We start from the raw sequence: 19,002 nt of genomic DNA on the forward strand, positions 1-19,002 counted from the left end.
ATTAAGTTCCCGTTTAAGGGGGTCAGTACCATGTTAAAGTGATTTTTTTAATTATTTACTATAATTTTTCATGAAGAACAATAATGATTGTAACTCTATACCAAAGTCAATATGATGTACTTGGACATCTTGGGGTGTTTTAATTCGACGTGGTGTAAAGTTTAGTATACCTTTAACACCGGCTTTCACAAGTTCATCAGCTACTTGTTGTGCTACATTATCTGGTGTTGTTAAAATGACTACATCAATATCTTCTGATTCTAATGTCGTTTTGATATCATCGCTATGTTTTACCACAACGTCACCGATATTTTCACCTATAATATCTGATCTAATATCAAAAGCTTCAGTAATTGTCATCTCATCATGTATTGAGAAGTTATATGTAAGTAATGCACGCCCTAAATTACCGATACCTATAATGGCAATTTTAATTTGATCGCTCTCACTTAATTCTGATTTAAAGAATTCAAGCATACTATCTATATTATATCCATATCCTTTTTTTCCTAATTCACCAAAGTATGAAAAGTCTCTTCTTATTGTAGCTGAATCAATTTGTAGTGCTTCACTTATTGTTTTAGAATTAACACGATCTATACCTTTACCTTTCAAAATACTGACAAATCTGTAATATAAAGGTAAACGTTTTAACGTAGCGCGAGGAATTTTAAAATCATCTGACATATATCTAACCCCCTTTTTCGCGTATATTATGCATGTATCTTTAAAATCAGTAAATGAGTTAAAACATATGTTGAATGTCATCTCATAATACAAATAATTGTCTACAACGAATACTTAAACATTATACATTATTAATTTTTAAAAATAAATATCCTAGTTTCATGTGTTCTATGAATACTGTAGAATAGAGGTAATTGAGTTTAACATCATTTCAAGATAACGTACGCAATTTATTTTTCTATTTAAAATTCGATAATATAGAATTAACAAAAATTTAAATATTCAAAAACAAATACTTTATATATAGTTTAAACCTATTTCAAATACATAGAAAGGTGAGAATCGAATGATACTTTTACAACTTAATGACATCTCCAAATCGTTCGATGGTGAAGATATCTTCACAGATGTTAATTTTGAGGTGAAAACTGGCGAAAGAATCGGCGTAGTAGGCCGTAATGGAGCTGGTAAATCGACATTAATGAAAATCATAGCAGGTGTCGAAAATTACGATAGTGGTCATATATCAAAAATCAAAAATTTAACAATGAGTTATTTAACTCAGCAAATGACACTCAATTCAGAAGCTACTGTCTTTGAAGAAATGTCTAAGCCCTTTGAACACATTAAAAAAATTGAAAATTTAATTAAGGATGAAACAGATTGGCTTGCACGAAATGGACAAGATTATGAATCCGATGAATATCAATCACATATTGAAAAATATGAAACTTTAACTAATCGTTATGAGCAATTAGATGGTTATCAATATGAAAGTAAAATTAAAACAGTACTGCACGGGCTTAACTTTACAGAAAACGATTTCAACAAGCCTATTAATGATTTTAGTGGTGGTCAAAAAACACGTCTTTCTCTTGCTCAAATGTTACTTAAAGAACCCGATCTACTCCTTCTTGATGAACCAACTAACCATCTAGACATGGAAACAACCAAGTGGTTAGAGGATTACTTAAAGTACTTTAAAGGAGCAATTGTGATTATCAGTCATGATAGATATTTTTTAGATAAAATTGTAACTCAAGTTTATGATGTTGCTCTAGGAAATGTAAAACACTATGTAGGAAACTATGAGCAATTTATAAAGCAACGTAATCAGTATTACGAAAAGCGCATGCAAGAATTTGAAAAGCAACAAGAAGAAATCAAGCGTTTAGAAACCTTTGTAGAAAAAAATATTACTCGTGCATCTACAAGTGGCATGGCTAAGAGTAGACGTAAAACATTGGAAAAAATGGAACGTATTGATAAACCTATGATAGATGCTAGAAGTGCAAATATACAATTTGGCTTCGACCGTAATACTGGTAATGATGTGATGCATATTCATGATTTAAAGATTGGTTACGACTCACCTATTACACGACCTATAAACCTCGAAGTCTTTAAAGGGGATCATATAGCTATCATTGGGCCAAATGGTGTTGGTAAAACAACATTGATAAAAACAATTGCTGAAAAACATCCAAAACTAGGTGGTCAAATTATCTTTGGTGCTAATTTACAAATTGGATACTATGATCAAAAACAAGCTGAATTTAAATCAAATAAAACCATTCTCGATTATGTTTGGGATCAATATCCACACATGAATGAAAAAGATGTACGTGCAGTATTGGGGCGTTTCTTGTTCGTTCAAGAAGACGTTAAAAAAATTATCAATGACTTATCCGGCGGAGAAAAAGCACGATTACAATTAGCACTTTTAATGTTACAACGTGATAATGTTCTTATCTTAGATGAACCGACTAACCATTTAGATATTGATTCTAAAGAAATGCTTGAACAAGCATTGAAAGATTTTGAAGGCACGATTATTTTTGTATCACATGATCGTTATTTTATTAACCAACTTGCAAATAAAGTTTTTGATTTAAACCTTAATGGTGGCCAAATGTATTTAGGAGATTATCAGTATTATATTGAGAAAACTGAAGAAGCTATTGCTATCAAAGCACATGTAACAGAAATTCAAAATAATTTTGAAAATAAAGAGATAAATCAAGACGCAAATACTTCAACCTATTTCAGTCAAAAACAACAAAAAAGACAACAACGTAAATTAGAAAGACAAATTGAACATTGTGAAAGACAAATCGAGGAATTAGAATCACAAATATCACATATCGAAGAACAGTTAACACAGCCTGAAGTATTTAACGACCCTCTAAAAGCTAGTAAATTTGCCAATCAAAAATCCGAAACCGAACAAAAATTAGAACAAATAATGTTAGAATGGGAAAAATTACAAGAAAAGCTCTAATTTCCAACATAATCACAAGACACCTAAAAGTTGAATATATGACTTTTCGGTGTCTTTTAGTATGTTTTTACACAAATATTATTAACAGCATGAATTACTTTCATAATCAATATCCACAGAGTTATCCTATTTATCCACAAGTAAATTGACACTTTTATGTTTTAAAATTAACTTATTTATTTACATATCCACAAACAACTTCACTACTTACCCACAACTTACTCACATTTTGTTGATAAGTACGCACGTTCCCTATTGACAACTTATTTTCCATTTTTAATTGTTTCAGATATTCATTTATGAAATAATTTATTGAGAAAGATAAAGGAGAACTAAACTTCATGACGAACAATCAAACCTTAGTACTAATTATATTAACTTTCATCATCCTAATTACACTTGTAAATGTAATTATATCTATTATAGAGAGACGTAAACAGATTGCTAAAATAAATACTTTATGGGATAACAAATTAAAATTAGAGAGTTTTATACGTCCTAATTCACGATTCGATGCCCAATACCGTGCTTACCGTGATCATTACAATAAGCAGTCATTTATCGACGATAAGACTTGGTCAGACCTAAATATGGATACGTTATTTCATAAAATTAATTTTAATTTCACTGCAATTGGTGAAATGCGACTATATGCAACTTTAAGAGGTATGTTTAAGGTAAATCAAACCTCATTGATAAACATGTTTAAAGATAATAAAGTATTTCGTTTAAATGTATCTTACATTCTTTCTAAAATTGGTAAAAATGTATACCCTTTGTTTCCAGATCAAATGTTACCCTCTAAGCGTAATATTTTATTAATGTTTTGTCCGTTGTTACCATTTATCGGGTTCGCATTCATTTTTTTAATTCCTTCAAATGGTATATTAATATGTCTTACTTTTATGATTTTAAATGCAATATTATCTTTCAAACTAAAAAAATCTTATGACCAAGATTTAAAATCAATTTTTTATACTGCTAATGTTATAAAGCAAAGTCAAGCTTTAAGTAAAATTGAGAGCACGCCAGCGATAAGTGTTGATTTTACTCATTTTAAAGCTTCACGTCGTTTTAGCGGTTTATTAGCTAGAGTAGAATCACAAGATATGGTGAGTAGCATAATTATGTTTATTAAATTAGTATTCATGATAGATTATGTTTTATTTCATTTAATACAACGTAGCTACTTTAAGTATCAAGAAGAAGTTATGGCATGTTATGACTATATAAGTATATTAGATAATCATTACTCTATAGCTATGTATCAACATACTTTGACACACTATTGTTATCCTAAAATCAATAACAATATTAATGGCCTTCAAACGAAATCAATCATTCATCCTCTGCTAGATGAAGAAAATGCGATTGCTAACACCATTGACATTTCAAATCATATATTACTCACAGGCTCTAATGCATCAGGAAAATCTACATTTATGAAAGCAGTTGCACTAAATTTGATTTTAGCTCAATCGATACAAACTGCAACAGCTCACTCATTTATTTATCAACCTGGCTATGTAATGACATCAATGGCAAATGCGGATGACGTTTTAAGTGGTGACAGTTATTTCATGTCAGAACTCAAGTCTATTCGTAGATTATTTAACACTTATCAGTGCAATAAGATATATTGTTTTATAGATGAGATTTTTAAAGGAACGAATACAACTGAACGTATTGCCGCTTCTGAATCAGTATTATCGTTTTTAGATAATCAAAAAGCATATCACGTTATCGCTGCGACACACGATGTTGAACTATCAATATTATTAGAAAATACATATAATAATTATCATTTTAATGAATCTATTCAAGAAAACAGCATATTTTTCGATTACAAAATTAAACCTGGTAAAGCCAATACACGTAATGCAATTGAATTACTGCGTATTACACAGTTTCCTATCGATATTTATCAGCGTGCTCAACAAAATATTCGAAACCTCTAGAATTAATTAGTTTAATATTTATAAAAAAGTTAAGCGCCTATCTAAAAGTAGTCACTCTTAGATAGGCGCTTTGAAATATTATTTAAACAGAAAAAGTTTCAATATCAATATTATTTTGTCCATTTAAGGCTAAATCGCCACGCAAACCAGCTTGATATAAATAATATCCAGCAGCACCAATCATCGCTGCATTATCAGTGCAAAGAACAGGACTTGGAATAGTAAGGTGTATGCCTTCTTTTTTACATGCTTCACTTAGTGCAGCTCTTAATCCTTTATTACTAGCAACACCACCTGCAACAATTAAGCGATTAACATGATAGGTTTTACAAGCATGAATAGCTTTATGTGTTAAAACTTCTACAACGCTATTTTGGAAACTTGTTGCAACATCTTCAGCTACAATTTCAATATTTTTCTGTCTTAAATTGTGCAGTTTATTTATTACAGCACTTTTAAGACCACTAAAACTAAAATCATAACTATCTTTTTCGAGCCAAACTCTTGGAAAATCGTATATATCTTTACCTTTAGCTGCTAATCGATCAATATGCGGTCCACCAGGATAAGGTAAATTGATTGTTCGAGCAACTTTATCATAAGCTTCCCCTACTGCATCATCTCTCGTTTCACCAATCACTTCGAAATCTAAATGATTTTTCATATATACCAGTTCAGTATGACCACCAGATACAATCAATGATATAAGTGGAAACGTTAACGGTTGTTCTAAGTGATTGGCATAAATATGACCAGCAATATGATGTACTGGAATAATAGGCTTATCATAAGCAAATGCCAAAGCTTTAGCCGCATTAATACCAATTAATAAAGCTCCTATTAATCCAGGGCCTTGTGTTACTGCAATAGCGTCAATGTCTTCCATTTTCACTTTTGCACTCACTAATGATTCATCTATAGTTGCTGTTATCCCCTCAACATGATGTCTACTAGCAACTTCAGGTACAACACCACCAAAACGTTTGTGACTATCTATTTGACTTAAAACAGTATTAGATAAAAGTTCAGTACCATTCTTTACTACACTTACACTCGTTTCATCACAACTTGTTTCTATTGCTAAGATTAATGTATTATTTGTCATTTCAAATTCACCCACATGACTAATGCGTCCTCGCCTTCTCCATAATAATTCTTTCTTTTACCACCATTTTGAAATCCTAAATTTCTATAAACATGTTGTGCAACATCATTATCTATTCTTACTTCTAAACTCATCACATCACAAGAAAAACGTGCATAGTTCATTGCATATTTAAGTAAAAGTTGACCAAGACCATAGCCTCTAAATGCCTTTGATATAGCTATCGTTGTAATTTGTGCTTGATCAACGACTAACCATAAACCAACATATCCAATTATTTTGTCCCTAAATTCTATCACAAAATATGTTGCAAATTCGTTGTTTTCTATTTCATAATAAAATGCATCGATTGACCACGAACTGTGTGAGAAACTATTTCTTTCTATATCAAAAACTTTAGGTACATCTTCCACACTCATTTTCCTAATATTCAATTGTTCTCTTGTTGGTTTAACCAATTTCGTTCCGCCTCTGATAATTTATGGTATTTAGGAGTAAATGAATGTATATTTTCTGGTTTTTGAATTAATTGCTTCATACTTGAAGCTTTTGGTAACTGTTCTATGATATCACTGTCTAATAAATGTTTTATTTTTTCGGTATGATATCCTACAAACACATAAGGTTGGTTTAGTTGATGAAGTTTTTCAATAAGTTCAAAAATAGGTATATAAGTATCATCAATAATGGTTATTAATTCATTGTCTTGATATTGATAAACACCTGCATAAACTGCTTCTCTTCTAGCATCAAAAATAGGTACTAACAACTTCGTACTGTCTTTGACTGTGCTAGCAAGTGCTTTAAGTGATGAGACACCATATAAGTTAGTATTTAATGCATACGCTAATGTTTTAGCAACAGTAACCCCTATTCTAAGACCGGTATATGAACCTGGACCTTCCGCTACCACGATATCAGTTATTTCTGTTTTATTTAATTTACTTTCTGAAAGAATTTCTGCTATTTCAGGCATGAGTTGCACTGAATGATTCTTTTTGATATCAGTTGTTTTTTCAGCAATCACTTCATTATCTTTCATAATAGCTACTGATAAAGGTTGGTTTGACGTATCAATTAGAAGATAGTTCATTTAAAATTGCCTCCTTTACTAATGCATAATGTTGTCCATGTGTTTCAATAGATACTTGTCTCTCATTCGCATTTTTGACATTTATATTAATCGTTAAGTGATTAGGAGGAAGGAAATCTTTGATAAATTTACTCCATTCTATAACTATGATGGCATTGTCTTCAAAATATTCATCGAAACCTAAATCATCTTCCTCACCTTCAAGTCGATAACAGTCCATATGATGTAATCGTATGCTTGAACCTGTATAAGATTTGATTATATTAAATGTTGGTGAGTTTATCGTTCTTTTAACACCTAACGCTTTACCTATAAATTGTGTTAATGTAGTTTTCCCTGCTCCTAGGTCACCATTTAGTAAAATCAAGTCCTTAGCACTTAAATGTTTTACAAGTATTTGAGCAAATTTATCCATTTCATTTAAATTGTGAATAGTTATCAATTTTTACTCTCCTATATATGATTATTTAAAATCAAATTATCTCTATATTTAAAGATATATATACATTTCTACATGGTTTATTAACTTAATCATTGTAACAAATTTTAATTCAAATTTCTTCGTAAAATATTTAAGCTTGTCCTCTGTAAATTTTTAGAAAATTCTAAATTTATCATTGACACAATTCACCACATGTAGTAAATTGAATTTATCAAATTTTAAAACAATTCAAACTATTCAGAATAAATAACCATTCAACGAAAGGAGTATAATAAAATGACTTATCTATCTACGCTAGACCTACCAACAACTCAACAAGCTATTATCATTTTATTATACTCGTAAGGACTCGAACTTTAGAAAGGTTTTAACTTCTAAATGTTTAAGTCCTATTTCTAGTTGGATGGGACTTAACAACGTCCCAATATTCATTGGGACGTTTTTTTATTTTCTAAATAATTATATGGGGGAATGATATATGCGAAGTGATATGATCAAAAAAGGAGATCACCAAGCTCCTGCAAGAAGTCTTTTACATGCGACTGGCGCTCTTAAACAACCTACAGATATGAATAAACCTTTCGTAGCAATTTGTAACTCTTATATTGATATTGTTCCTGGCCACGTTCATTTAAGAGAATTAGCAGACATCGCAAAGGAAGCTATTAGAGAAGCAGGTGCTATCCCATTCGAATTTAATACGATCGGTGTTGACGATGGAATAGCTATGGGACATATTGGCATGAGATATTCCTTACCTTCAAGAGAAATTATCGCAGATGCAGCTGAAACAGTTATTAACGCTCATTGGTTTGATGGTGTATTTTACATTCCTAATTGCGATAAAATTACGCCAGGAATGTTACTCGCAGCAGTTAGAACAAATGTACCAGCTATCTTTTGCTCTGGAGGCCCAATGAAAGCTGGTCTTTCCGCTCAAGGTAAGGCATTGACACTATCTTCAATGTTTGAAGCGGTTGGAGCTTTTAAAGAAGGAACAATCTCAAAAGAAGCATTTTTGGACATGGAGCAAAACGCTTGTCCTACATGTGGTTCATGCGCCGGTATGTTTACCGCAAACTCAATGAACTGTTTAATGGAAGTTTTAGGTTTAGCCCTACCATATAATGGTACAGCTCTAGCTGTGAGTGACCAACGTCGTGAAATGATTAGACAAGCAGCATTCAGGTTGGTTGAAAATATTAAACATGATATTAAACCTCGCGATATTATCACACAAGATGCGATTGATGATGCTTTTGCTCTTGATATGGCCATGGGAGGTTCTACTAATACTGTTCTTCATACTCTTGCAATTGCAAATGAAGCAGGTATTGACTACGATTTAGAGCGTATTAATGAAATTGCTAAAAAAACACCTTACCTTTCTAAAATTGCACCTAGTTCTTCTTATTCTATGCATGATGTTCATGAAGCAGGTGGCGTGCCAGCTATCATAAATGAATTAATGAAAAAGGATGGTACTTTACATCCAGATAGATTAACAGTTACGGGTAAATCCTTGAGAGAAAATAATGAAGGTAAAAACATCAAAAATTTTGAAGTTATTCATCCTCTTGAAAGCCCTTATGATAAGCAAGGTGGATTATCTGTCTTATTCGGAAACCTCGCACCTAAAGGGGCGGTAATCAAGGTCGGTGGAGTTGATCCTTCAATTAAAGTATTTACAGGAAAGGCAATTTGTTTCAACTCTCATGATGAAGCTGTTGAAGCTATTGATAATCATACAGTAAGAGAAGGACATGTTGTTGTTATTAGATATGAGGGACCTAAGGGAGGTCCTGGAATGCCAGAAATGCTAGCCCCTACGTCTTCCATAGTGGGCAGAGGATTAGGTAAAGATGTTGCATTAATTACGGACGGTAGATTTTCGGGTGCAACTAGAGGTATTGCAGTTGGACACATTTCACCTGAAGCCGCTTCAGGTGGACCCATTGGCTTAATAAAAGATGGTGATAAAATTACGATTGATCTAATCAATAGAACTCTAAACGTAGATCAATCTGAAGAAGAACTGTATCGTCGTAAAAATCAGCTTGAACCATTCAAAGCAAAGGTTAAAACAGGCTACTTAGCTAGATATACTAGTTTAGTCACAAGCGCTAATACTGGTGGTATTATGCAAGTTCCGGAAAACCTTATTTAATTAGGAGATGATTAAAATGTCAAATCAAAAATCAATGGTTTCACCTCACCCTTCTGTGCATCAAACAAAGAATTCACAACCCTTAATAACACGCAGTGGTTCTCAATTATTAGTTGAAGCACTTCAGCAAGAAGATGTAGATTTTATCTTCGGTTATCCTGGTGGTGCTGTCTTACCTTTATACGATACATTTTATGACGGGAAAATCAAACATATTCTTGCCCGTCATGAACAAGGTGCTACACATGCTGCTGAAGGATATGCGCGTGTCTCTGGTAAAACAGGAGTCGTTGTTGTAACAAGCGGACCTGGTGCAACAAATGCCATTACGGGTATTACTGATGCATTTAGTGACTCTTTACCACTAGTCGTTTTTACTGGTCAAGTTGCTACACCTGGTATAGGCAAAGATGCTTTCCAAGAAGCTGATTTACTCTCGATGACCACACCTATTACAAAACACAATTATCAAGTTAAAAAGATCGAAGACATTCCAAGAATTGTTCATGAAGCCTTTCATTTAGCGAACACTGGAAGAAAAGGCCCTGTAGTGATTGATTTTCCTAAAGATATGGGTGTTCTTAAAACTGATGTTGAACTTACGCAAGAAATCAATATTCCTGGCTATGAAGTTAATAGTAACCCTAATAAAGAGGATATTAATAGGTTAATATATATGATTAAAGAAGCTAAGAAACCTCTTATTCTTGCAGGTGCTGGTATTAATCACTCTAAATCTAATCATTTATTGACAGAATTTGTGACAAAACATCAAATCCCTACTGTCACAACTCTCCTTGGACTTGGAGCAATACCTTATCATCACCCCTTATTTTTAGGTATGGGTGGCATGCATGGATCTTATGCAAGTAATATGGCATTAACAAATTGTGATTTACTTATCAACTTAGGTAGTCGATTCGATGATCGTCTTGCAAGTAAGCCTGATGAATTCGCACCAAATGCAAAAGTTGTACATGTCGATATCGACCCTTCTGAAATAAATAAAGTTATTAATACAGATTTAGGTATAGTCGCTGATTGCAAACTTGTGCTTGAGAATTTATGCCATGAGCAAGTTTTAACATCCACCCACGAAGAATGGAACGATTATTGTATTAATAACAAAAGTAAATATCCATTTAAATATGATGATAATGATAAAACATTTTGTAAACCACAAAAAGCAATTGAATATATTGGTAAAGTTACCAATGGAAATGCAATTGTGACAACTGACGTAGGACAACACCAAATGTGGACAGCACAATTCTACCCATTTAAAAATTATGGCCAATGGGTAACAAGTGGCGGTTTAGGTACTATGGGATTTGGAATTCCATCAGCAATAGGAGCACAATTAGCTGAACCTGAGAAAACAGTTGTTTGTTTTGTAGGAGATGGTGGTTTTCAAATGACGAACCAAGAAATGGCTTTACTTCCAGAATATGAACTTAATGTCAAAATAGTACTTATTAATAATGGAACTTTAGGTATGGTCAAACAATGGCAAGATAAATTCTTTAATAAACGATTTTCTCATTCTGTATTTAATGATCAACCTAATTTTATGAAAATGGCGGAAGCTTATGGCGTTAAGGGATTCTTGATAGATTCTCCTGATAAATTAGAATCTTCAATTGATGAAGCATTTGCATATCATGGACCGGCACTCATTGAAGTTAGAATCTCACCTGTAGAACCAGTTAATCCAATGGTACCTAGTGGCAAATCAAATCATGAAATGGAGGGTTACTAATGGAACGAACAATTCATTTTACATTAGTTGATCAAGTGAGTACTTTGAACAGAATTACTAGCGCCTTCGTTCGCTTACAATGTAATATTGATGAACTTCATGTTAAACATTCAGACAAAGAAGGAATTTCTAATATGAAACTTAAAGTCAATATTAAAGATGATGATACTTTTAAAATTGTTCTTAAAAAACTATCACAACAAGTAAATGTACTAAGTGTAAAAAGTGAGTAAATGTTTTGATGCGCTAGTTAAAATGAAAAATCAACTAAACATAACTAACATCATACACTTTTTACGCACATATTATTTTGAAAATTCAGAACTTTCGATAAAATGACTGGAGGAATTTATTATGACAAAAGTATATTACGATGAAACAGTAACTCAAGATGCATTACAAGGTAAAAAAATTGCTGTCATTGGTTATGGCTCACAAGGACATGCACATGCACAAAATTTAAAGGACAATGGTTATGATGTAGTCATTGGTCTACGTCCAGGACGATCATTTAATAAAGCTAAAGAAGATGGATTTGATGTTTATACGGTAAGTGATGCTACACAACAAGCTGATGTAGTGATGGTACTATTGCCTGATGAAATTCAAGGTAAAGTATATAACGAGGAAATTAAACCACATTTAGAAAAAGGAAATGCTTTAGCATTCGCACACGGTTTTAATATCCACTTCAGTGTTATCGAACCACCTAGTGATGTCGATGTCTTTTTAGTAGCACCTAAAGGACCAGGTCATTTAGTTAGACGTACATTTGTTGAAGGAAGTGCCGTACCAGCATTATTTGGTGTTCAACAAGATGCTACAGGCCAAGCAAGAAACATTGCTTTAAGCTACGCAAAAGGCATTGGTGCTACTCGTGCCGGGGTCATTGAAACGACATTTAAAGAAGAAACTGAAACAGATTTATTCGGTGAACAAGCTGTTCTTTGTGGAGGAGTTTCCAAATTAATTCAGAGTGGTTTCGAAACACTTGTAGAAGCAGGTTACCAACCTGAATTAGCTTATTTTGAAGTCTTACACGAAATGAAATTAATTGTTGATTTAATGTATGAAGGCGGAATGGAAAACGTTCGTTATTCTATCTCTAACACTGCTGAATTTGGCGACTATGTTTCTGGACCAAGAGTAATTACACCTGATGTTAAAGAAAATATGAAAAAAGTACTTGAAGATATTCAAAATGGTAACTTTAGCCGTAGATTTGTTGAAGATAACAAAAATGGCTTTAAAGAATTCTATCAATTACGTGAAGATCAACATGGTCATCAAATTGAACAAGTTGGACGTGAATTAAGAGAAATGATGCCATTCATTAAATCTAAAAGTATTGAAAAATAACAACAGTAGAGGGGTGTTTTTAATGGAAGAACATATTCAAATTTTTGATACAACACTTAGAGATGGTGAACAAACGCCAGGAGTCAATTTTAGCTTTGATGAAAGATTGAAAATTGCCAAGCAACTAGAAAAATGGGGAGTAGATGTACTAGAAGCAGGTTTTCCTGCTTCTAGTACTGGTAGCTTTAAATCAGTAGAAGCTATAGCCAAAACTTTGACTACAACAGCAGTGTGTGGATTAGCTAGATGTAAAAAATCTGATATTGATGCTGTATATGAAGCCACTAAAGAAGCTGTAAAACCTCAAGTACATGTATTCATTGCAACCTCCCCTATTCATTTAGAACATAAATTAAAAATGACTCAAGATGAAGTTTTAACTTCAATCAAAGAACACGTTTCTTATGCTAAACAATTTTTTGAAGTCGTACAATTCTCTCCAGAGGATGCAACAAGAACTGAAATTCCATTTTTAATTGAATGTGTTCAAACTGCGATTAACGCAGGAGCCACAATTATCAACATCCCTGATACAGTTGGATTTAGTTATCCTACTGAGTATGGTGAAATTTTTAAGCAATTAACACAGGCCGTTAAGTCAAATTCTAAAATTATCTTTAGTGCACATTGTCATAATGATCTTGGAATGGCAGTTGCTAATAGTTTAGCAGCTATTGAAGGTGGAGCTAGACGTATTGAAGGTACAGTGAACGGTATTGGTGAAAGAGCAGGAAATGCCGCACTTGAAGAAGTTGCTTTAGCTTTATATGTAAGGAAGGACCACTATGGTCTTGAATCTCAAATTAACCTTAAAGAAACTAAGAAAACATCTGACTTAATTTCAAGATATGCTGGTATCCGTGTACCTAGAAATAAAGCTATAGTCGGTCAAAATGCATTTAGTCATGAATCCGGAATTCACCAAGACGGTGTGCTTAAACATCGTGAAACCTATGAAATCATGACACCTCAACTCGTAGGTGTAAATACTACAGAATTGCCATTAGGTAAATTGTCTGGTAAACATGCATTTGCCGAAAAGCTTAAATCTCTAGGGTATGAAATTAAATTGGAAGATCAAGTTACATTATTTAAACAATTTAAAGAAATTGCAGATAAGAAAAAAAATGTATCCGATAGAGATATTCATGCAATTATACATGGCTCTGAACATGAACAAAATGCTATTTTTCAACTTGATAACTTACAACTTCAATACGTATCTAAAGGTCTACAAAGTGCAGTAGTAGTTATAAAGGAAAGAAACGGACAAGTTAAACAAGATTCAAGTATTGGAACGGGGTCAATTGTTGCAATTTATAATGCTGTTGACCGAATTTTCAAGAAAGACGCAGAATTGATTGATTATCGTATTGATTCTGTAACAGAAGGTACTGATGCTCAAGCAGAAGTACATGTACGAATCATTATTAATCATATTGAAGTGACTGGCATAGGTATAGACCACGATATATTAAAAGCCTCATGTAAAGCATATATCGATGCTCATGCTAAATATATTTCAGAATATGAGTTGAAAGAAGGTATCCGTACATGAGTTATAAAATAGTTGCCTTACCTGGAGATGGTATAGGACCAGAGATTCTATCTGGTACATTAGAACTTTTAAAATTAATAAGTGAAAAATATCATTTTGAATACCATTTGGAAAGTCATCATTTTGGAGGTATCTCAATAGATAATTATGGTACACCTTTAACTAATAAAGCATTACAATCATGTAAAAATGCAGATGCTATATTATTAGGCGCGATTGGAGGGCCTAAATGGACAGACCCAAATAATCGTCCAGAACACGGTTTGTTAAAACTGAGAAAATCCTTAAATTTATTTGCTAATATTCGCCCTACATTTGTAACTAAAGGGGCTAGTCATCTTTCACCACTAAAACAAGATATTGTAGAAGGCACCGATTTAGTTATTGTAAGAGAATTAACGAGCGGTATTTATTTTGGTGAACCAAGCTATGTTAAAAAAAACGAAGCTTTAGACTCATTAAAATATTCAAGTCAAGAAATTGAACGTATTGTGAGAATCGCTTTTAATCTTGCAAACCGTAGACGTAAAAAATTAACATCTGTTGATAAGGAAAACGTTCTATCCTCTAGTAAGTTATGGCGACAGATAGTAAATGATGTAAAAAAGGATTTTCCAGAAGTAGAAGTTAATCATATGCTAGTTGATGCTTGTAGTATGCATCTTATCACCCAACCTACGCAATTTGATGTGATTGTAACAGAGAATCTTTTCGGAGATATCTTAAGTGATGAAGCATCTGTTATACCAGGCTCTCTAGGTCTTTCTCCTTCAGCTAGTTTTGGTCAAACAGGTACACGTCTGTATGAACCAATTCATGGTTCAGCTCCAGATATAGCTAATGAAGATAAAGCGAATCCATTTGGTATGGTTCTCTCTTTAGCACTTTGCTTAAGAGAAAGTTTAAATCAAATTGATGCGGCTAACGAACTTGAGTCAATTGTTTACTCGTTTATTCAATCTAATAAGACAACTGCAGATTTAGGTGGACAATATCGAACTTCAGAAATTTTTAAGTTGCTTAAAGAAAAATATTTATAAGAGGAGGAGAAAATTATGGGTCAAACACTTTTTGATAAAGTATGGAAAAAACATGTGCTTCATGGAAAAGAAGGTGAACCACAATTATTGTATATTGATTTACATCTCATTCATGAAGTTACTTCTCCTCAAGCGTTTGAAGGACTTAGAATACAAAATCGTAAACTTAGAAGACCTGATCTAACCTTTGCAACTTTAGATCATAACGTTCCCACAATTGATATTTTTAATATAAAAGATGAAATTGCCTATAAACAAATTACAACTTTACAACAAAATGCTAAAGACTTTGGCGTACATATTTTTGATATGGGTTCTGACGAACAAGGTATCGTACATATGGTTGGACCAGAAACTGGATTAACACAACCAGGAAAAACTATTGTTTGTGGAGATTCCCATACTGCTACACATGGCGCATTTGGTGCTATCGCATTTGGGATAGGAACAAGCGAGGTTGAACATGTATTTGCTACACAAACATTATGGCAAACAAAACCTAAAAATTTGAAAATTAATATAAATGGTTCTTTACCACCTGGAGTTTATGCTAAAGACATTATTTTATATTTAATCAATCAATATGGTGTAGATTTCGGTACTGGTTATGCGCTTGAATTTACAGGGGAAACTATAAAAAATTTATCCATGGAAGCACGTATGACGATTTGTAATATGGCTATTGAAGCCGGAGCAAAGTATGGTTTAATGCAACCTGATGAAACAACATTTGATTACGTAAAAGGTCGTCCTTATGCTACTGATTTTGATAGTTCTATGGAGTGGTGGAAAGAACTTTATTCTGATGATGATGCCTATTTTGATAAAGTTATTGAACTTGATGTAACAAATTTAGAACCTCAAGTAACTTGGGGAACTAACCCAGAAATGGGAGTTAGTTTTAGTAATCCATTCCCAGAAATTAAAAATGCAAATGACCAACGTGCTTATGACTATATGGGACTTCAACCAGGTCAAAAAGCCGAAGATATAAAATTAGGTTACGTTTTTTTAGGTTCATGCACGAATGCAAGATTATCAGATCTTATTGAAGCAAGTCATATTATTAAAGGACAACAAGTACATCCAAATATTACTGCTATTGTGGTTCCAGGTTCAAGAACTGTTAAGAAGGAAGCTGAAGCTCTGGGTCTAGATAAATTATTTAAAGATGCTGGATTTGAGTGGCGTGAACCAGGTTGTTCTATGTGCTTAGGTATGAATCCAGATCAAGTTCCAGAAGGAGTACATTGTGCCTCCACGAGTAATCGCAATTTTGAAGGAAGACAAGGCAAAGGCGCTCGTACACATTTGGTATCTCCTGCTATGGCAGCAGCTGCTGCGATTAATGGTAAATTCATTGATGTTAGAAAGGTGGTAGTGTAATTGGAAATCAAACCGATAACAATATATACCGGAAAAACTGTCCCCCTTTTTTATGACAATATAGATACTGACCAAATCATTCCCAAAGTGCATCTTAAGCGGGTCTCTAAATCAGGCTTTGGACCTTTTGCTTTTGATGAATGGCGTTACTTACCTGATGGTAGTGATAATCCTGATTTTAATCCTAATAAACCTGAATATCATGGTGCGTCAATTCTCATTACTGGAGATAACTTTGGTTGTGGTTCTAGCCGTGAGCATGCAGCGTGGGCCTTAAAAGATTATGGTTTTAACATTATTATTGCAGGAAGTTTTAGTGATATCTTTTACATGAATTGTACTAAAAACGCAATGTTACCTATATGTTTAAATCAGAAAGAACGAGAACATTTAGCTCAATTTGATGAAATAACTGTTGATTTACCTAATCAAACAGTGTCTACGGTGTCTCAGTCTTTTCATTTTGATATAGATGAAACCTGGAAAAATAAATTAATCCATGGCTTAGACGATATTGCTATTACTTTACAATTTGAAAATTTAATAGAAAAATACGAAAAAACTTTTTAAAGGTGTGAAAGACAGTGACAGTAAGAACTAAAGTTTCGACAAAAGATATAGATGAAGCATATTTACGTCTGAAAAATATAGTAAAAGAAACTCCCTTACAATTCGATCATTACTTATCTCAAAAATATAATTGTAATGTTTATTTAAAAAGAGAAGATTTACAATGGGTACGATCCTTTAAATTAAGAGGAGCTTATAATGCTATATCAGTATTATCCAATGAAGAAAAAAATAAAGGTATTACTTGCGCAAGTGCTGGAAATCATGCTCAAGGTGTTGCTTATACTGCAAAAAAACTCAATTTAAAAGCTGTTATTTTCATGCCAGTAACTACACCACGGCAAAAAATCAATCAAGTCAAATTCTTCGGGGATAATAACGTAGAAATAGTACTAATTGGCGATACATTTGATCACTGCTTAGCACAAGCTTTAAACTATACGAAGCAACATAAAATGAATTTCATTGATCCATTTAATAATGTATATACCATTGCAGGACAAGGCACTATAGCTAAGGAAATATTAAATCAAGCTGAAAAAGAGAATAATACATTTGATTATGTATTTGCTGCTATAGGTGGTGGCGGTCTTATTTCAGGAGTGAGCACATATTTTAAGACACATTCCCCCCACACTAAAATTATCGGTGTTGAACCAACTGGTGCCAGTAGTATGTATCAATCAGTCATTATCAACCATAGTATAGTTACTTTAGAAAATATTGATAAGTTTGTTGATGGAGCTTCAGTAGCAAGAGTTGGTGATATTACTTTTGAAATTGCGAAAGATAAAGTGGATGATTACGTTCAAGTTGACGAAGGAGCTGTTTGCTCCACAATTCTGGATATGTACTCTAAACAAGCGATTGTTGCTGAACCAGCTGGTGCTTTAAGTGTAAGTGCCTTAGAGCAGTATAAAAAGCAGATTGAAAATAAAACAATTGTTTGCATAGTAAGTGGAGGCAACAATGATATTAATCGTATGAAAGAAATAGAAGAGCGTTCTCTTCTATTTGAAGAAATGAAACATTACTTTATTTTAAATTTCCCACAAAGACCTGGTGCTTTAAGAGAATTCGTTAATGATGTCCTCGGACCTCAAGACGATATTACAAAATTTGAATATTTAAAGAAAACATCACAAAACACTGGAACTGTTATTATAGGTATACAGCTGAAACATCATGATGATCTCATTCAGTTAAAAGATCGCGTATGTCAATTTGATCCTTCTAATATTTATATCAATGAAAATAAAATGTTATATTCATTACTTATTTAAGTTAATTTTATAACCAAGTCTCAAGACGACGAGTATATTATTAATTCGTCGTCTTCATTTTAGTGTCTTACTGTAGAATGTCAGTTTAATTCCTCGGTTAAGAAGCTTTATCCATTTGAGATAAGCGCTCGCCTCTTGTTTCATTTTCAACTCTTGTTGATCCTTGTAGCTCGAATAATTTCATTGCTCTCGCTCCCTAATTCATGAGTTCAAAACGCTTTCTCTTCGTCGAGATCCTTACTTTTTCATATCAAACACTTTCTTTTTAAAACTATTTTTGTATAAAAAAAGAGACCTTTCGGTCTCGATTAGGC

16 protein-coding genes are annotated in these 19,002 nt (G+C 33.0%); 11 read left to right on the top strand and 5 right to left on the bottom strand.

What is annotated here, in order from left to right; translation table 11 throughout:
• Nucleotides 1-51: 51 nt before the first annotated feature.
• The gene (locus HMPREF2897_RS00465) at nucleotides 52-687 is read right to left on the bottom strand and encodes a redox-sensing transcriptional repressor Rex (protein ID WP_002457908.1); all 636 of its coding nucleotides are present in this window, start codon (nucleotides 685-687) and stop codon (nucleotides 52-54) included.
• 346 nt (nucleotides 688-1,033) lie between these two features.
• On the opposite strand from HMPREF2897_RS00465, the gene HMPREF2897_RS00470 reads away from it, so the two are divergent.
• Nucleotides 1,034-2,968 carry an ABC-F family ATP-binding cassette domain-containing protein gene (locus HMPREF2897_RS00470; RefSeq protein ID WP_070592424.1) on the top strand — a complete coding sequence of 645 codons (1,935 nt, stop codon included), beginning with the start codon at nucleotides 1,034-1,036 and terminating at the stop codon, nucleotides 2,966-2,968.
• Between the two features lie 341 nt (nucleotides 2,969-3,309).
• A complete protein-coding gene (locus HMPREF2897_RS00475) occupies nucleotides 3,310-4,926 on the top strand; it encodes a MutS-related protein (RefSeq protein WP_002501548.1) in 1,617 nt (538 codons plus the stop codon).
• Between the two features lie 82 nt (nucleotides 4,927-5,008).
• On the opposite strand, the gene tsaD is transcribed toward HMPREF2897_RS00475, so the two are convergent.
• The 4 genes from tsaD to tsaE are packed head-to-tail and all read right to left on the bottom strand — an operon-like array spanning nucleotide 5,009 to nucleotide 7,566.
• Complete coding sequence (tsaD, locus tag HMPREF2897_RS00480; RefSeq protein ID WP_002495672.1) at nucleotides 5,009-6,031, bottom strand: tRNA (adenosine(37)-N6)-threonylcarbamoyltransferase complex transferase subunit TsaD; 1,023 nt, start codon at nucleotides 6,029-6,031, stop codon at nucleotides 5,009-5,011.
• A complete protein-coding gene (rimI, locus tag HMPREF2897_RS00485; RefSeq protein WP_002495673.1) occupies nucleotides 6,028-6,489 on the bottom strand; it encodes a ribosomal protein S18-alanine N-acetyltransferase in 462 nt (153 codons plus the stop codon). Before rimI ends, tsaD begins: the two co-directional genes overlap by 4 nt.
• On the bottom strand, nucleotides 6,462-7,124 hold the full coding sequence (tsaB, locus tag HMPREF2897_RS00490) for a tRNA (adenosine(37)-N6)-threonylcarbamoyltransferase complex dimerization subunit type 1 TsaB (protein ID WP_002447529.1): 663 nt from the start codon (nucleotides 7,122-7,124) through the stop codon (nucleotides 6,462-6,464). The genes rimI and tsaB overlap by 28 nt, the downstream gene beginning before the upstream one ends.
• Nucleotides 7,105-7,566 carry a tRNA (adenosine(37)-N6)-threonylcarbamoyltransferase complex ATPase subunit type 1 TsaE gene (gene tsaE / locus HMPREF2897_RS00495; protein ID WP_002447530.1) on the bottom strand — a complete coding sequence of 154 codons (462 nt, stop codon included), beginning with the start codon at nucleotides 7,564-7,566 and terminating at the stop codon, nucleotides 7,105-7,107. The genes tsaB and tsaE overlap by 20 nt, the downstream gene beginning before the upstream one ends.
• Nucleotides 7,567-8,044: 478 nt before the next feature.
• Between tsaE and ilvD the strand changes: the two genes are divergently transcribed.
• The 9 genes from ilvD to ilvA all read left to right on the top strand — a co-directional run bounded on the left by ilvD (nucleotide 8,045) and on the right by ilvA (nucleotide 18,688).
• A complete protein-coding gene (gene ilvD, locus HMPREF2897_RS00500) occupies nucleotides 8,045-9,733 on the top strand; it encodes a dihydroxy-acid dehydratase (protein ID WP_020360113.1) in 1,689 nt (562 codons plus the stop codon).
• A gap of 34 nt (nucleotides 9,734-9,767) precedes the next feature.
• Nucleotides 9,768-11,492 (top strand): biosynthetic-type acetolactate synthase large subunit, encoded by a 1,725-nt coding sequence (ilvB, locus tag HMPREF2897_RS00505; RefSeq protein ID WP_050396446.1) that lies wholly within the window; start codon nucleotides 9,768-9,770, stop codon nucleotides 11,490-11,492.
• On the top strand, nucleotides 11,492-11,725 hold the full coding sequence (locus tag HMPREF2897_RS00510) for an ACT domain-containing protein (RefSeq protein ID WP_001830009.1): 234 nt from the start codon (nucleotides 11,492-11,494) through the stop codon (nucleotides 11,723-11,725). Before ilvB ends, HMPREF2897_RS00510 begins: the two co-directional genes overlap by 1 nt.
• Nucleotides 11,726-11,846: 121 nt before the next feature.
• Nucleotides 11,847-12,851, top strand: a complete 1,005-nt coding sequence (gene ilvC / locus HMPREF2897_RS00515; protein WP_002447533.1) for a ketol-acid reductoisomerase — start codon at nucleotides 11,847-11,849, stop codon at nucleotides 12,849-12,851.
• Between the two features lie 22 nt (nucleotides 12,852-12,873).
• Entirely contained in the window at nucleotides 12,874-14,409 is a 1,536-nt protein-coding gene (locus HMPREF2897_RS00520) for a 2-isopropylmalate synthase (protein ID WP_070592426.1), read from the top strand.
• Complete coding sequence (gene leuB / locus HMPREF2897_RS00525; protein WP_070592428.1) at nucleotides 14,406-15,449, top strand: 3-isopropylmalate dehydrogenase; 1,044 nt, start codon at nucleotides 14,406-14,408, stop codon at nucleotides 15,447-15,449. Before HMPREF2897_RS00520 ends, leuB begins: the two co-directional genes overlap by 4 nt.
• 15 nt (nucleotides 15,450-15,464) lie before the next feature.
• Nucleotides 15,465-16,835: a 3-isopropylmalate dehydratase large subunit gene (gene leuC, locus HMPREF2897_RS00530; protein WP_070592429.1), complete on the top strand. Its 1,371-nt coding sequence runs from the start codon at nucleotides 15,465-15,467 to the stop codon at nucleotides 16,833-16,835.
• Nucleotides 16,836-17,405, top strand: coding sequence for a 3-isopropylmalate dehydratase small subunit (gene leuD / locus HMPREF2897_RS00535; protein WP_002447537.1), 570 nt, complete (start codon nucleotides 16,836-16,838; stop codon nucleotides 17,403-17,405).
• Nucleotides 17,406-17,419: 14 nt separating this feature from the next.
• Nucleotides 17,420-18,688, top strand: a complete 1,269-nt coding sequence (gene ilvA / locus HMPREF2897_RS00540) for a threonine ammonia-lyase IlvA (protein ID WP_070592431.1) — start codon at nucleotides 17,420-17,422, stop codon at nucleotides 18,686-18,688.
• The last annotated feature ends 314 nt before the right edge of the window (nucleotides 18,689-19,002 follow it).

It is taken from the genome of Staphylococcus sp. HMSC065D05, from assembly GCF_001813195.1.
In the GTDB taxonomy this organism is placed as follows: domain Bacteria; phylum Bacillota; class Bacilli; order Staphylococcales; family Staphylococcaceae; genus Staphylococcus; species Staphylococcus epidermidis.